This is a genomic window from Achromobacter pulmonis, assembly GCF_021733725.1.
In the GTDB taxonomy this organism is placed as follows: Bacteria; Pseudomonadota; Gammaproteobacteria; order Burkholderiales; family Burkholderiaceae_B; genus Achromobacter; species Achromobacter pulmonis.
This window is the reverse complement of the sequence record NZ_JAIFOT010000001.1, coordinates 2,748,507-2,762,386: the sequence shown is the minus strand read 5'-3', so window position 1 is coordinate 2,762,386 and position 13,880 is coordinate 2,748,507. Positions and strand designations below refer to the sequence as shown.

Annotated in this window: 13 protein-coding genes; all 13 read right to left on the bottom strand. The window is 70.5% G+C overall.

From position 1 onward, the window contains the following. Positions 1 to 30: 30 nt before the first annotated feature. The 13 genes from K2W61_RS12665 to K2W61_RS12605 all read right to left on the bottom strand — a co-directional run bounded on the left by K2W61_RS12665 (position 31) and on the right by K2W61_RS12605 (position 13,858). Complete coding sequence (locus K2W61_RS12665) at positions 31 to 3,573, bottom strand: autotransporter family protein (RefSeq protein ID WP_236755758.1); 3,543 nt, start codon at positions 3,571 to 3,573, stop codon at positions 31 to 33. A gap of 157 nt (positions 3,574 to 3,730) precedes the next feature. Beyond that, positions 3,731 to 4,249, bottom strand: coding sequence for a lipocalin family protein (locus tag K2W61_RS12660; protein ID WP_175132299.1), 519 nt, complete (start codon positions 4,247 to 4,249; stop codon positions 3,731 to 3,733). Positions 4,250 to 4,260: 11 nt separating this feature from the next. Further along, positions 4,261 to 5,343, bottom strand: a complete 1,083-nt coding sequence (locus tag K2W61_RS12655; RefSeq protein ID WP_175132298.1) for an SAM-dependent methyltransferase — start codon at positions 5,341 to 5,343, stop codon at positions 4,261 to 4,263. An 11-nt stretch (positions 5,344 to 5,354) separates the two neighbouring features. Continuing rightward, positions 5,355 to 6,122 carry a DUF1295 domain-containing protein gene (locus K2W61_RS12650; protein WP_175132297.1) on the bottom strand — a complete coding sequence of 256 codons (768 nt, stop codon included), beginning with the start codon at positions 6,120 to 6,122 and terminating at the stop codon, positions 5,355 to 5,357. Further along, entirely contained in the window at positions 6,119 to 6,631 is a 513-nt protein-coding gene (locus tag K2W61_RS12645) for a DUF2878 domain-containing protein (protein WP_175132409.1), read from the bottom strand. Before K2W61_RS12645 ends, K2W61_RS12650 begins: the two co-directional genes overlap by 4 nt. Next, complete coding sequence (locus K2W61_RS12640) at positions 6,631 to 7,905, bottom strand: SAM-dependent methyltransferase (RefSeq protein ID WP_175132296.1); 1,275 nt, start codon at positions 7,903 to 7,905, stop codon at positions 6,631 to 6,633. The genes K2W61_RS12645 and K2W61_RS12640 overlap by 1 nt, the downstream gene beginning before the upstream one ends. Continuing rightward, entirely contained in the window at positions 7,902 to 8,678 is a 777-nt protein-coding gene (locus K2W61_RS12635) for a DUF1365 domain-containing protein (protein WP_175132295.1), read from the bottom strand. Before K2W61_RS12635 ends, K2W61_RS12640 begins: the two co-directional genes overlap by 4 nt. Then, entirely contained in the window at positions 8,675 to 9,940 is a 1,266-nt protein-coding gene (locus K2W61_RS12630; RefSeq protein ID WP_175132294.1) for an NAD(P)/FAD-dependent oxidoreductase, read from the bottom strand. The genes K2W61_RS12635 and K2W61_RS12630 overlap by 4 nt, the downstream gene beginning before the upstream one ends. A 2-nt stretch (positions 9,941 to 9,942) precedes the next feature. Next, on the bottom strand, positions 9,943 to 10,875 hold the full coding sequence (locus K2W61_RS12625) for an acyl-CoA desaturase (protein WP_175132293.1): 933 nt from the start codon (positions 10,873 to 10,875) through the stop codon (positions 9,943 to 9,945). Between the two features lie 68 nt (positions 10,876 to 10,943). Further along, a complete protein-coding gene (locus K2W61_RS12620) occupies positions 10,944 to 11,684 on the bottom strand; it encodes a hypothetical protein (protein WP_175140454.1) in 741 nt (246 codons plus the stop codon). A 2-nt stretch (positions 11,685 to 11,686) separates the two neighbouring features. Beyond that, complete coding sequence (locus K2W61_RS12615; protein WP_236755757.1) at positions 11,687 to 12,586, bottom strand: alpha/beta hydrolase; 900 nt, start codon at positions 12,584 to 12,586, stop codon at positions 11,687 to 11,689. A gap of 58 nt (positions 12,587 to 12,644) precedes the next feature. Then, positions 12,645 to 13,316, bottom strand: a complete 672-nt coding sequence (locus tag K2W61_RS12610) for an anti-sigma factor (protein ID WP_175132290.1) — start codon at positions 13,314 to 13,316, stop codon at positions 12,645 to 12,647. Further along, positions 13,313 to 13,858, bottom strand: a complete 546-nt coding sequence (locus K2W61_RS12605; RefSeq protein WP_175140452.1) for an RNA polymerase sigma factor — start codon at positions 13,856 to 13,858, stop codon at positions 13,313 to 13,315. The genes K2W61_RS12610 and K2W61_RS12605 overlap by 4 nt, the downstream gene beginning before the upstream one ends. Positions 13,859 to 13,880 lie beyond the last annotated feature (22 nt).

Below are 13,880 nucleotides of genomic sequence, written 5' to 3'. Positions count from 1 at the left end.
AGCCCGGCGTGGGCGATGGCTATCGACGGGTCAGAACCGCCACGCCACGCGCACGCTCGCGGCGTGCTCGCGGCTATCGCGCGCGAACTGGCCGTCGTAGGACAGGCCGAGGCTGCTGTTGCGCCCGAGCGCCAGGTCGGCGCCCAATCCCACCAGGGCCGCGTCGCGCGCGATGGGCGTGCCGGCCACCGTGAACGGCTGGCTGGCGTCGAACGCCAGCCGGGTCTTCGCTTCCACGTCTCCGAAGGCGTGGCGCCAGCCCAGCATCGCGGTCACCCGTCCTTGCCGGCCGCCCCACTCGAAATCCTGGCGCGTGCGCAGACCGAGCGAGGTCTGGGTCTGCTGCTGGCGCGAGGCCTGGCCCGTCAACGCCGCGGCGCCGCCGGTCTCGCGGAAGCCGCGCGTGCGCAGGTCGCTCCAGGCCAGTCCGGCATACGGTTCGAGCGTGAAGTCCGCGGTTGCCGCCCATGCATAGGAAAGCTCGGAGAACAGTTGCACGGTGCTGGCGCCGTAATCGGCCGTCAACGCATCGGCCTGGCTGGCCGCCTGGCGCCGGGTGGAAATATCGTGCCAGGTGTAGCCCGCGCCGGCCAGCAGGTTCCAGGCGCCGCTGGCGGCCGCGAACGACTTGCCGCCATAGACCAGAGCGCTGTAGCTGCCGATGTCCGACTGGCTGCTGCGGTCGTCGACCTTGGCCCGGGTATCGGTGAAGCCCAACGCGCCGCCCAGGCGCCAGCCCGCGCCAACAGGCTGATCGGCGCCGACGAAGACGCCGCCGGTATGCTGGCGCAAGCGCGCCGCGTTGCCGTCGCCATCGAAGGTCTGCCAGCCGCCCACCACCTCGGCCCAGGCGGGCAAGGCGGCTGATGCGGGCAGCGCGCCTTGCGGCAAGGCGCCGCCCGCCTGCGCCGTGGGCGCCCCCGGCAGCATGCCGGCCTGCAGATTGGCGCGCAGCCGCGTCATCGGCAGCGCGCGCAAGGTGGCCGCGCCCTGGGCCAGCGAACCGCTGACGCTGGCGTGGGCTTCACCCGACAGGCTGTTGAACACGGCTTGCGGTTGGCCCGCAGGCAAGGTCGATACGTAACGCCGCAGCGCGTGCCCTTCCGGCAGGCTGTCGAGCGCCGCGCCGACCGCGCGCTGGTTGCCCGTGGCGCCGGCGCTGGCGAACGAACGGGTCTGATCCAGTTGCAGGCTGACGGCGCCGCCGTCGTAACTCAAGGCCGGGTCGAGAAAGGCGTAATTGGAAGCCACGCTGTCGAAGCGGCCCGAGATCGCGTTGGCGGTCAGTATCGTGTAGCGCTGGTTGGGGGTGAAGTTGCCTTGCGGGCCCACGTGCAGCACCGAACCGCCCAGATAGGCAGTGCCGCGCACGTCGACGCGATCGCTCTGGGTGCCCGCCGGTTCGGCTTCGACGCGATAGACCGAGCCGGACGCCAGCCTCAGGTCGCCGTTGACGGTAAGCGTGCCGATCGAATTGCCGGGCGCCAACACCCCGCCGGACGCCACCGTGGTCGGGCCCACGGCGCCGCTGCCGCCGAGGACGCCGCCGGTCTGCACCTGAACCGGCCCGGCCAGGCTGCCGTTCACCGCCAGGGAACCGCCGCGCACGGTGGTCTGGCCGGTGTTGGTGCTGGCGCCGTTCAACACCAGGTCGCCAGCGTACAGATCGACGGCGCCCTGGCCGGCGATGTTGCCGCCGTAGACCAGCGGCGCGCCGGCGAAGTTGAACACCAGCCGGCCATCGCCATCGCCCAGATGCACGCGCGGGGTGTCGAGCACGCCAGCGGCCGCTGGCGCCGCGCCGGCCGCGGCGCCAACGTTGAGCACGCCGCGCGAGCCGGCGTTGTTGGCGATATAGATCACGGGCGCGCGCGCCGTGCCGCCATTGGCCAGGGTCATCTCGCCCTGGCCCAGACGGCCGACGTTCATGTCGTTGGACGTCTGCCAGAGCGAACCGGCGCCCGTGACGAGCATCGTGCCGTTGGCGCCGTTCAGATCGCCCAGGATGCCATAGCGGCTTTCGACGCGGGCGCCGCCGGCCACCACGGCCTCGCCCCGGGCCCCGGCGTTGTGGCCGACGAAGAAGTCGCCGCTGTTCACCCAGGCCGCGCCGCCGCTGAGCGTGGCGCTGCTGGTGGAGCCGTTTTCGGTGCCGACGTAGCCGTCGGTGCTGTCCAGGCGGGCGCCGCCACTCATCTCCAGGGTGCCGTTGCCGACATTGCCCACGTACACCACGCCGGCGCTGTTCAGGCGCGTGCCCGCCCCGTCCAGAGTGGCGGTGCCGGACGAACCGGCCTCATGGCCGATCAGCATGCCTTGCGCCGTCAGCCCCGCGCCGCGGGTCATGACCAGCGAGCCGGTGCCGGCATAGCCGACGCTGATCCGGTCGCTGGAGGTCAACGACGAGCCCGTGTCGGTCAAAGTCAGCGTGCCGCTGGCGTTGACCGCATCGCCCAATCGGACCTGGGCCGTGGTGGCCTTGGCGCCGTCGCTGATGTCCAGGCGGCCCACGGCCGCCACGGCGCCGGTATCGGTGCGGTCGCCGCCGATGGTAAGGGTATTGACCCCCATCGTCGTGCCGGCCCCCCTGAGCACGATGCCGCCGTTGGCCGAACCGCCCCGGCCGAGCACGGTATCGCCCGCGACCATCGCGCCCTGGTTTTCAATCGTGATCAGGCCCGTGCCCCGCGCGCCCACGAAAAGGGCGCCCGAGGCGCTGAACAGGGAACCGGAGCCCGTGACCGTGATGTCGCCCCGGCTGCCGGCGTACAGGCCCATGGTCACCTGGCCCTGCGCCGACAGTTGCGCGCCGGAGGCCACATTGATGGTGCCCGCGCCCTGGCTGCCGACCGTCAACGGATTGAGGACGATCCATTTCGCCTCGTTCGCCAACGTGGCCGAGCCGCTGGACCCCGCGGAGGTCGCAAGCACCGCCGAACTGGTCTGCAGCAGCGTGTCCTTGTCCGCGGCATCGAGTACCCCGGTGCCCGATGCGCCGATTTCCAGCGCGGTGATGATCGCGGAGGCCCGGTCACGCATGTGCAGGGTGCCGTGCGCCCCCTGCTCGCTTCCCAGGTAGACCCGAAAGCCGTTGAACGAAGCGCCGTCGGACAGCGACACCTGCGCCCGGCCGAAGTTGCCGATGACGGACAACGAGGTATCCGTCCACGACTGGCCCCCGGCCAGGTTCATGGAAACCTGGGAGGCGGCGCTGTTGGACAGGATGCTCAGATTGGTCTGCAGGCTCGCGGCGGGATCGAAATCGAGCGTGGCGCTGCCCGAGGTGCCCAGATAGAACAGCCCGACCTGCTGCGCGCCATCCAGGCGCACGGTTTGCAGGGAGGCCGAATTGCCGATGTAGACATCGTCGCCCGGCCCGGGCGGGGACGACAGATCCCAATTGCCGCCGGTGCTCCATCGGGTATCGGCGCCGCCGCCCGCGATCCAGAGATGCGGTATCCCCTGCGCCTGCGCGCCAGCGGTGGCGCCCGCGAGCAGCGCGGCGATAAGCGACAGCGAACAGGGCCACACGCCGGAACGCACGGCGGGGGCAAGCGAGGCGTTTCTTTTCACAATGGACCTTGGAAACCGAGATAATTAACCCGGTAAGTAACATTCCCTTAAAAAGGGTTCCAGATCCATTGACGACACCAGGGGCCCGCGCTTAACCCCGCATCGTTTTATCTTCCATTTCAATGCTTTGAATGAAAACCGCGGCGCCGGCCCGCTTTCACCGGGGGCACCGCTGCGGCACTTTGCGCGGGGTTTCCGTATAGCCCAGAGCCGTCACCCGGCGCAGCAGATCGGCATAGACCGCCTGGTCCAGGCACGGCACCCGCGCCATGATCCAGACGTAATCGCGCTTGGAACGGCCGATGATGGTGGTCTGGTAGCCCTCATCCAGGTAGGCGATGACGTATTCGGCCTTGATGGGCCAAATGAACTGCATGCCCCAGACCGCGTTGCCGGTGCCGGGCCGCACGGTGGCCACCGGGTGCATGGTGTCGACCGGCGCGTCGAAGCTGCCATCGCGGTAACGGAAGTCGGTCTGCACCCGGCCGTCCGGCAGCCGGCGGTAGCTTTCCACCGCATCGTAGGCGTTGCGCTCGGGCCAGCTCGGGATGTGCGCGATCACATACCAGTCGCCCATGAAGCGATCCAGGTCCACCTGGGCCACCGGCGGCATCGGTGGCGGCGACGCGCAGCCGGCCAGCAGGGCGGCCAGGCCGATACACAGGGTGCGCAGCATGATCGTTCTCCTCAGGGCCGCGTGTAGCGGTAGTGCGCCACGCCCCATTGCTGGCCGCCGTCGTAGCCGAAGAGTTCGGCGCACGCCATCCAGAACATGCGCCAGCGCTGGTGCCACAGCCCGGCCAGGGGCGCGCCATAGGCCTGTGCCAGCACCGCGCGTGCCTGCTCGCGGCGGGCGTCCTGGTTGGCCAGCCAATGATTGGCGGTGCGCGCATAGTGGGTGCCGTCGAGGAACCAGCGCTCCTCCAGCCGCAGGTCATCCTGGAAATGCAGCAGGGTATGGGCCGACGGCATGATGCCGCCGGTGAAGAAATGCCGCCCCATCCAGTTGTCGGCGCCGTCGGTCTCGAAGGGGTAGGCGCGCTCGCGGTGGGCGAAGATGTGCACGAACAGCTTGCCGCCGGGCCGCAGCCAATGGGCGATGCGAGCCAGCAGGTCGTGGTAGTTGCGCATGTGTTCGAACATCTCCACCGAAACGCAGCGGTCGTAGGCGGCGGCGGGCAGCGCCAGGACGTTGACGTCGCAGGTCACGACGCGCACGTGCGACCAGCCGCGCTCGCGGCAGCGCGCCTCGATATGCTGGCGCTGGGTGGCGGAGTTCGACACCGCCGTGATGCGGGCGTTGGGGAACTGCTCGGCCATCCACAGGGTCAGCGAGCCCCAGCCGCAGCCCAGCTCCAGGATGTCCTGGCCGTCGGCCAGCCCGGCGCGCTCGCCGTACAGCCGCAGCATGGCGGTTTCGGCCTGGTCCAGGGTTTCGGCGCCGGTCGGGTAATAACAGCTCGAATACTTCATGCGCGCGCCCAGGCAAAGCTGGAAGAACGCGGTCGGCAACTCGTAGTGCTGAGCGTTGGCGGCGTCGGTATGGAGGGCGACGGCGCTGGCGCGCAGCGTGGCGATGAGCTGGCGGTCGCGCTCGGTCCAGGCCTCGATGCCGCCGGCATATTCCTGCGCCAGGCGCTGGCCGCACAGGCGCCGCATGCCCAACCGCAGCAGCGCGTCGGGCAGCAGGCCGCGTTCGGCCAGGCCGAGCAGGCCGGGCGCGGGGCGGTCGGTGGCCAGGGAAGTGTCGTGCAAGGTAGCGGTCGTCATGGCGTGCCTCGTCAGGATTTGGGAAACCAGGGAAAGAAGGCCGACGTGCGGCGTTGGTAATCGCGGTAGTCGTCGCCGCGCGTGCGCAGCGCCTGTTGCTCGGTGAACGGAATGCCGCTGATCCAGCGCAGGAACACGTACATCAACGCCGGCCCCAGCCAGGCCAGCCATTGCAGCGGCGAGCCCCAGGCCAGCGCCACATAGCCGAACCAGTGGCACCATTCGAAGAAGTAATTGGGATGCCGTGAATAGCGCCACAGGCCTTCGCGGCAGGTGCGGCCACGGTGGGCGGGGTCGTCGCGGAAACGATCGAGCTGGCGGTCGGCGATCACCTCGCCCGCCAGCGCCGCCAGCCAGATCAGCAGGCCCAGCGCCACCGGCCAGCCTTGCGCCGGACTGGCGCCGACCGCCAGGAACGGCAGGCAGAACAGCATCACCAGCGCGGCCTGGAACATGAACAGGCCGAAGAACTTGCCCTGGTGGCCCTGCCAGTGCTCGCGCAACGCGCGATAGCGGCCGTCCTCGCCTTCGCGCACGCGGCGCCACAGGTGCCAGGCCAGCCGCAATGACCAGACGCCCGCCATCAGCGCCAGCGCCAACCGGGCCGCGACGCTGCCCGTGCCGGTGGCGGCGATCAGCCCGCCGGCCGCGCCCATGCCCAGCGACCACACCACATCGACGATGCCGGCGTTGGCGCGGCGGCGCTGCCAGCGCCAGGCCAGCGCCATCGCCACCACCATGGCGGCCGCGATGCAGAACCATTGTTGCCAGGCCGTCATGGCGCCTCCCGGACCCAGCGCCGCGCGCCGGCGGTCAGCGCCGGCAATGCCAGCGCCCATCCCGCCGCCAGCGCGACGGTGGCGCGCCAGGCCGGCGGTTCGAATTGCACCGGCTGCCAGCCACGGGCCGCGCCCCAATACGCCAGCGGCCCGCCGACCGCGCCGAACACGCAGGCCAGCCAGGGCCTGGGACGCAGGTAGGCGAGCGAATGGTTCAGCGTCAGCGCGAACGCCGCCCACAACGCCAGGATCCAGAGCGGCGCGGGCCAGGCGTCGGCGGCATAGCGCGCCCAGCCCAGCGCCGACAGCGTGCCATCCAGCGCCGCGCCGCACAGCACGGCAGCCCCGGCCAGCCGCAGGTCGGCGCGCGCCGTGGCCGACGCCGCCAGTTGCGCCGCGATGAACACCAGGGCGGCGGCCACGCCCGGCCAGGCCAGCCCGCGGCCGGCGCCGATCACGGCGCTGAACCACACGAGCTGGTAGCCGATCAGGTTGGCCCAGAAACGCATCACGCCGCCTCCCGCGCCCAGCGGCCGCCCGTGGCGCGCGCCTGCGGATGCGTCAGCAACAGGTGCGCAACGCCGATGGAGCGCTCGCGAAAGCCCCCTTCGCAGTACGCCAGGTAGAACTCCCACAAGCGGCAGAAGCGCGCGTCGAAGCCCTGCGCCCGCACCTCGGGCAGGCGCGCCAGGAAGCGCTCGCGCCAGGCCTGCAGCGTGCGCGCGTACGACAGGCCGAAGTCCTCCAGGTGCACCAAGGCCAGGTCGCAGGCGCGCGTCTTGGCGCGCAGCATCGCCTCGATGGACGGGATGAAGCTGCCCGGAAAAATATGGCGCTTGATGAAATCGACCGAAGTCAGCGCCTGCTGGTAGCGGTGGTCTTCGATGGTGATGGCCTGGATCAGCGCCCGGCCGCGCGGGTCGAGCAGGCTGGCGACCTTGGCGAAATAGGTTTCCAGGAAGTTCGCGCCGACGGCCTCGATCATCTCCACCGACACCAGCTTGTCATACTGGCCCTGCAGATCACGATAGTCGCGCAGCACGACATCCACACGGTCCTGCAATCCGGCGGCGCGCACGCGCTCGACCGCCAGGTCGTGCTGTTCGCGCGACAGCGTGGCGGTGGTGACATGGCAGCCGTAATGACGCGCCGCGTGGATCGCGAAGCCGCCCCAGCCGCTGCCGATTTCCACCACGCGGTCCGTGGGCCGCAGCTCCAGCTTGCGGCAGATCGTCTCCAGCTTGCGGTGGGAGGCCGCTTCCAGCGTGTCATCGGCGCCCGTCCACAGCGCCGACGAATACATCAGGTCATCCGATAGGAACAGCCCGAAGAAAGTGTTGCCCAGGTCGTAGTGCGCGGCGATGTTGCGCCGGCTGCCGGCGCGCGTATTGGCATTGCCGGCATGCCAGCGCCGCAGCGCCCAGCCGGCCAGCCGCGCCAGCCCGGACTCCATGGCGTCCAGCGTGTCGCGGTTGCGCACCAGCAGGCGCACCAGCCCGACCAGGTCGTCGCAACGCCACAGGCCGTCGCCATAGGCCTCGCCCGCGCCGACACTGCCTTGCGCGGCCACCAGCCGATAGAAGCCCAGGTCGCTGACGGTCAGGCGCACGCACGGCTCGCCGCGGCCCAGCGTAACGCTGCCCAGGCTGTCCTCGATCAGCAACTGGCCATGGTCCAGCGCCGCCAGGCTGGCGAACAGGCGCCGCCGCAACAGGCGGTCGAGCGGGCCGGCGCGGCGGCTGGCCGCGATCGAAGCGTGTTCCGAGGGCGTCATGGGTTTCATTGCGGTTCTCCGTTGGGGGTGCGGGGATGGTCGTAGACGGGATTGCGCTTGAGCCACAGGCGCAGCGCCTGCCAATGGATGGCGCCGATGACTTGCAGCGTCATCAGCGGGTAGCGCCACAACAGGCGCGCCAGCGCCGCGCCGTCGAGCGCGCGGCGCCGCAGATCCAGGCGCGCGTCGAATTGCGGCACGTCCTGGCGGCTGACGCGCATGTGCACGCGCAGCTCGTCGGCCGGCGCAGTGAAGCGCCAGTCGTAGGCGCAGTCCATGGGCATGAAGGGAGAGACGTGGAAGCGTTTGTCGAAGCGCCAGGCCAGCGCGTCGCCTTCGCGCTCGGCGGCCGCGGCCGGCAGCACCACGCAATGGCGCTGCTTCCACGGCGTATTGGTGATCTCGGCCACGATCGCGGCCAGCGTGCGGCCGTCGGCTTCGTAGCAGTAGTAAAAGCTCACTGGATTGAAGACGTAGCCGGCGTAGCGCGGATGCGCCAGCAGGCGGATGGGCCCGTCCGGCATGTCGCCCAGATGCGCCCGCAGGCGTTGCCGCACCGCCTGCGCCAGCGGCAGCCCGCCGCCCGCGTCAAGGTAATCGGCGCGCCGCCATTGGGCCAGGTTGGGCCGTTCCACCGACCACAGCCAGCGGCCCTGGAACACCTGGTCGATCTCGTCCAGATCCAGGTAGAGCTGGCCCATGCGGTAGCCGAAGCCATGCGCATGCGGATGGTGGCGCCGGTGCGTCACCCGGCCCTCATAGACGGCGCTATGCAGGTTCATGCCGCCTCCCGCGCCCAGACCCGCGGCCGCCCCAGGATGGCGCGCACCACGTCCAGCGCGCTGGCCACGCCATCCTCGTGAAAGCCCCAACCCCAGTAGGCGCCGGCATACCAACTGCGATGCCGGCCCGAAATCTCGGCCCGGCGCGCCTGCGCGGCCACCGATTCGTGGGTGTACACGGGGTGGTGATAGCGCATGCGCGCCAGCACTTGCGCCGGGTCGATGGCCTCGCTGCGGTTGAGCGTCACGATGAACGGCCGCGGCGAGGCGATGCCCTGCAGCAGGTTCATGCAATAGCTGACCGAACAGGGCGCCCCCGGATCGGCCGGCACGTAGGCGTTCCAGGCGGCCCAGGCCTTGCGCTGGCGCGGCAGCAGGCGGGCGTCGGTGTGCAGCACCACGTCGTTGTCCTGGTAGGTGATGGCGCCCAGCACCGCGCGTTCCTGCGGCGTCGGGTCGGCCAGCAGCGCCAGCGCCTGGTCGCTGTGGCAGGCGAAGATCACTTCGTCATGGTGCTCCTGGCCATCGCGCGTGATCACCTGCACGCCGGCCGGCTGGCGCCGGACGGCCCGCACGGCGCAGTTCAACCGTTCGCGCACCGTCCAGCGCTGGCGCATGGCGTCGATATAGCGGCGCGATCCGCCCTGCACCACGCGCCACTGCGGCCGGCCGCTGACCTGCAGCATCTGGTGATTGGCCATGAACTGCACGAGATACCGCGCCGGGAATTCCAGGATGCGCGCAGCCGGCGACGACCACAGCGCCGAGGCCATCGGGATCAGGTGGTCGGTGCGGAACGCCTCGCCGTAGCGGTGTTGCGCCAGGTACTCGCCCAGCGTGGGGCCCGGCTCCGGCGCGCGCAACAGCGCGGGCGACTGCCGGTAAAAACGCATCAGGTCGCGCACCATGCCCAGAAAGCGCGGCGACAGCAGGTTGCGCCGCTGGCAGAACAGCGTGTCCAGCGACGTGGCGTTGTACGCCAGCCCGTCGGCCTGTTTGTGCACCGAGAAGCTCATGGTGGTGGGCTGCGACGCCACGCCCAGCTCTTCCAGCAATGCCGTGAACTGCGGGTAATTGTGCGGATTGTGGACGATGAAACCGCTGTCCACCTCGTAACGCCGGCCGTCCTGCTCGACCGTGTGCGTGTGCGTATGCCCGCCCAGGTAGTCGTTGGCCTCGTACAGCGTGACGTCGTGATCGCGGCCCAGCTTCCAGGCGCAGACCAGTCCCGCGATGCCCGAACCGATGATGGCGATGCGCATGTTCACTCCTTGGCGGCGGCCAGCGCCCAGGCCGGCACGCCCTTGAGGTCCCAGATGAGGCCGGTGGCGGCCAGCAGGCGCAGGCCGTACCAGGTGATGTCGATCTCATGGGCACGGAATCCCTGCCGCGCCGACCCCGGGTAGAAGTGGTGGTTGTTGTGCCAGCCCTCGCCGAAGGTCAGCAGCGCGAGCCAGGCGTTGTTGCGGCTGTCGTCGGCGGTGTCGTAGCGCCGCTTGCCATAGCTGTGCGCCAGCGAATTGATGGTGACGGTGGCGTGGAACAGCGCCACGGTCGAAATGAAAAAGCCCCATACCAGCATCTGCGGCCCGTCTGTGCCCAGGCCGGGCGCCACGCGTGCCAGCAGCGCGCCCAGGCCGTAGCAGCCCAGGGCCAGCGCCAGCGGCACCGCCGCGTCGAAGCGGTCGAGCCAGCGCAGTTCGGCGTAGCCGCGCAGGTCCGGCACCCGCGCCAGATCGGTGGCGAAGGCGCGGCGCGTCAGAAACCAGCCCATGTGGCTCCACCAGAAACCATGGCGGCGCGGCGAATGCAGGTCATGCTCATCGTCGGCATGGCGATGGTGGTGGCGATGGTGGGCCGCCCACCACAGCGGTCCGCGCTGCGCGCACGAGGCGCCCAGCACGGCGAACACCAGCTGCATGCCGCGCGAGGTGCGGAAAGTGCGGTGCGAGAAGTAGCGGTGGTAGAACCCGGTCAGGGCGAACATGCGCACGGCGTACAACGCCACCGCCAGCGCCAGCGCCGCGGGCGATACGCCGGTCCACAGCGCCCCCAGGCAGCCGGCGTGCAACAACGCGAAGGGCAAGGCGCGGGTCCAGTCGATACGGTCGGGATCGCCGCCCGGCGCGTCCTGCGCCTGGGTATCGACCCAGCGTCGTATCGAAGCGGTCCAGCCGGAGAGAACGGAGCGCATCATGGTGTCCTGTGTGAAACGTGTCGGGATATACGGGCGCGGAGATGCGGTGGATGCATAGGTGAAAACCCTTATCCGCAGCGCGACACCAGCGGCGTGGCCGCCGCCGCGTCCAGGTCCTGCGCCGCGGGCGGCGGCCGGACGGCGTCGGCCGGGAACTCGATGCGCACGGTCTGCGTGCCGCCGTTGCCGTCGCGCAGGTTGCTCGGCCCTTCGAAGCGCCGCAGGCGCCGGCTGGCGCTGTCGTAGGTCACGCGCAAGGCCGGCGCGGCGAAGCCATACCAGGCATCGAGCCGCAGGCGGAAGCTGCGCTCGCCCTGGCCGGCGGCGCGTGCCTGTACCGTCAGCGGCATCCATTCCAGCCGGCTGGGCACCAGGAAATGCAGCGGCGCGGCCGGCGGCTGCCAGTTGGCCCGCAGCCAGGCATCGAAGCCGGCATCCACCACGGCGTCGGCCACGGCGGGCAGCGGCCGGCTGCGCATCGGCGCGCCGGCGCGCGCCTGCACGTAGACAGTGCGCCGGCCCAAGCGGGTATCGACGCCTTCGCGATAGCCGTCGCGCTGGTCATACAGGGCGAAATCCGGCGCGGGATCATCGACCGCGCCGCGCACCCATTTGCGCGCGAATGCCTCGCCGCCGGGACAGCGGTACAACACCAGCCGCACTTGCCGGCCGCCCTCGCGCACCACCCAGTGCTCTTCGCGATAGCGTTCCGCGCCATCGCGGCTGTCATAGGCGTAGCCCACGTAGTGTTCGTTGGCGGCCGATGCGGCCAGGGGAGTCAGCAACAGGACCGCGAGCAGGCGTCGCATCGTCATTCTCCTTGGGTCGACGGACAGGGATGGGTCACGAACGCGTCCAGGTCGTCCAGCACGGACGCGCGCCAGCGCAGCGGGCGCGACAGCGCGCCCACCAGCAGCTTGTGGCCCAGGTCGGGATACGTCACCAGCCGCGCGCAGGCGCCGGCCGTTCGCAGGGCGGCCGCCAGGCTGGCGCTGTTGCGGCGCGGGTCGACCGTGGTGTCGGCCGTGCCGGTCAGCAGCAGGCCGGGCGGCGCATGGGGAGTGACATGGTGGATGGGTTGCGAGTCGGCCGGCGTGTCGGGATAGCCGAACACCGGCCGCACGTCGCGCGCGACGATGGGCAGGAAGTCATAGGGTCCGGCCAGGCCGATCCAGCCCGCCAGCGTCGCGGGGCTGGAGCCGGCGCCGCCGAGCCAGCGCCCGTCCAGCGCCAGCATGGCGGCGATATAGCCGCCGGCGCTGTGGCCGGCGACGAAGACGCGCCCGGGGTCGCCGCCATAGGCGTCGATATGGCGCTGGGTCCAGGCCACCGCCTGAGCCGCGTCGCGCAGGAAGTCCGGGTAGCCGGCCTCGGGATAGACGCGATAGTCGGCAATGACCGCGACCATGCCACGCGCCGCCAGCGCATCGCCGACGAAACGGTAATCGGCCCGATCCCCGCTGCGCCAGCTGCCCCCGTAGAAGAACACCACCACCGGCGCCCCGGCCGCGCCGGGCGGCCGGTAGATGTCCAGCCGCTGGCGCGCGAGCGGGCCATAGGCCAGCCCCGCCGAAACGCGGTTGGCGCCGTCGGGCACCGCGCCGTTCAGCAGCGTCAGGGGAGAACAGGCGGCCAGCAGGCCCAGGGCCAGCGCGGCCAGGACCACGATCGCAAGCGGGCCGCGCGGGCCTGCGGTTATCCAGGAAAACATGAGGGGCTCCGCAATGGGACACCCCTCTATACGCGGCCCGGCCCGCTTTGGATGCGGTTCAGATCTTGAGCACGTCGCCGCTCATGATGACCGGCCCTGTCGGCTTGCCCGAAGGCGAGCCGCCCGGCGGTTCGAGCGTGATGGCCAGCTTCTGGATGCCTTCCAGGCCCTGGCGGCGTTGCAGCGCCGTCAGGCCCTCGGGCGCCACCAGGCCGACCGATTGCGGCGCCTGCCCGGGCGGAATCACCCACAGCTCCAGCGCCTTGCCGCCGGCGCGCGATGCCAAGTCCTGCAGGGCATGGACGTGCAGGCCGCCGCGCTCGTCGGCGCGCACCACCAGCATGGCCTGGGCCTCCGGACTTTGCAGCACCGCCATCAGTTGCGTGCGCGCGGCGCGGTCGACCTGCATCGGGTAGACCACCACCCCGGCCACCAGCACCGCCGCCAGCGCGCCGCTGAGCACGCGCCAGAACGCCAGGCCCTGCCAGCCCCGGGCGCGCCCCGGCTTGAGACGCGATTCGATGGCGCGCCAGACGCGGCGCGGCGGCACCCGGGCCGGCAGCGACCACAGCAGCGGGTAGATGTCGTCTTCCCAATCGCGCACCTGGCGGCGCAGATTGGCATCGGCGGCCATCAGGCCCTCGAAGCGGCGGCGGGCGCCGCCGCGCATCGCGCCGGCCACGTAGTCGGCCGCCAGCCGCGCGCGCAGTTGGGGGTTGCTGTAGTTCATGACAGGCACCTCTTGAGCCGGTCCATGCCGCGCCGCACCCAGCTCTTGACCGTGCCCAGCGGCGCCTGCAGGCGGCGGGCGATCTCGCTGTGGCTGAGGTCGTCGAAGAAGGACAACGCGATGGCGGTGCGCTGCGGCCCCTCGAGCTGCTTCAGGCAGTCGGCCAGGCGCTGGCCGTCCTGGTCGCGCTGCAGCCGTTCGAACGGGCCGGGTGCGTCATCGGCCCAGGCCAGCGTCAGCTCACCGTCGGCGTCGGGGCGCTCCAGGTCCGGCCTGCGCAACAGGTCGATGCAGCGGTTGCGCACGATGCGCGTCATCCAGGTCATCACTTGGCTCTGCTCCGAAGAATAGCGGGCGGCATTGCGCCAGATATTGATGAAGCTGTCCTGGAGGACTTCCTCCGCCCAGTCGCTTCGACGCAATATACGTACGGCGAGCGCAAACAGATGCGGGGAAGTCTGTCGATAGAGTTCGGCCAGCGCGGATTCCTGGCCGCGGGCACAATCCTGTATCAAAGCCTGCAGACGAAGCGGGTCGGGCATGAGGGCTATCCGGGGTCACTGG

What these genes read in the sequence shown, in the direction of transcription:
- K2W61_RS12625 (WP_175132293.1), bottom strand. Translation starts at nt 10,875, where the DNA reads ATGATGCGCTCCGTTCTCTCCGGCTGGACCGCTTCGATACGACGCTGG.
- K2W61_RS12615 (WP_236755757.1), bottom strand. Translation starts at nt 12,586, where the DNA reads ATGTTTTCCTGGATAACCGCAGGCCCGCGCGGCCCGCTTGCGATCGTG.
- K2W61_RS12635 (WP_175132295.1), bottom strand. Translation starts at nt 8,678, where the DNA reads ATGAACCTGCATAGCGCCGTCTATGAGGGCCGGGTGACGCACCGGCGC.
- K2W61_RS12640 (WP_175132296.1), bottom strand. Translation starts at nt 7,905, where the DNA reads ATGAAACCCATGACGCCCTCGGAACACGCTTCGATCGCGGCCAGCCGC.
- K2W61_RS12645 (WP_175132409.1), bottom strand. Translation starts at nt 6,631, where the DNA reads ATGCGTTTCTGGGCCAACCTGATCGGCTACCAGCTCGTGTGGTTCAGC.
- K2W61_RS12605 (WP_175140452.1), bottom strand. Translation starts at nt 13,858, where the DNA reads ATGCCCGACCCGCTTCGTCTGCAGGCTTTGATACAGGATTGTGCCCGC.
- K2W61_RS12655 (WP_175132298.1), bottom strand. Translation starts at nt 5,343, where the DNA reads ATGACGACCGCTACCTTGCACGACACTTCCCTGGCCACCGACCGCCCC.
- K2W61_RS12630 (WP_175132294.1), bottom strand. Translation starts at nt 9,940, where the DNA reads ATGCGCATCGCCATCATCGGTTCGGGCATCGCGGGACTGGTCTGCGCC.
- K2W61_RS12620 (WP_175140454.1), bottom strand. Translation starts at nt 11,684, where the DNA reads ATGCGACGCCTGCTCGCGGTCCTGTTGCTGACTCCCCTGGCCGCATCG.
- K2W61_RS12660 (WP_175132299.1), bottom strand. Translation starts at nt 4,249, where the DNA reads ATGCTGCGCACCCTGTGTATCGGCCTGGCCGCCCTGCTGGCCGGCTGC.
- K2W61_RS12610 (WP_175132290.1), bottom strand. Translation starts at nt 13,316, where the DNA reads ATGAACTACAGCAACCCCCAACTGCGCGCGCGGCTGGCGGCCGACTAC.
- K2W61_RS12650 (WP_175132297.1), bottom strand. Translation starts at nt 6,122, where the DNA reads ATGACGGCCTGGCAACAATGGTTCTGCATCGCGGCCGCCATGGTGGTG.